The following is a 326-nucleotide window of genomic DNA, read 5'->3' on the forward strand; positions in this document are numbered from 1 at the left end:
CCTGAGAGTCGGTCATCAGCGCCTTGAGGTCGGCGACCACGGCGTCGAGATCGAGCTTCTCGAACTCCTTGCGGTAGTCGAAGTCCTCGCCCAGCGGGTTGGACTTCGCCGAATGCTGGTGCAGCACGTCGAGCTTCAGGGCGTTCGGCCACCAGTCTAGGTTGCGCGGGCCCTTGCCCATGCCGATGTGGTCGGTCGCGCCGTGCACGGGACACTTGGATTCGTTGGACATGATGGATCCTCCCTTTGGATGTGGACCAAGAAACGCAGTCGAGGATGAACCGCCTCGATGCATAGATAAAATCGTTTGTAGCGATGATGCGCAT

The 326-nt window shown here is 59.5% G+C and carries 1 pseudogene; it reads right to left on the minus strand.

Annotation, left to right across the window (positions count from 1 at the left end):
* Nucleotides 1-232, minus strand: a pseudogene (locus tag FLQ44_RS10065) (catalase/peroxidase HPI); the annotation flags it as partial.
* Nucleotides 233-326 lie beyond the last annotated feature (94 nt).

Source organism: Vogesella mureinivorans (genome assembly GCF_007644035.1).
Taxonomy (GTDB): domain Bacteria; phylum Pseudomonadota; class Gammaproteobacteria; order Burkholderiales; family Chromobacteriaceae; genus Vogesella; species Vogesella mureinivorans.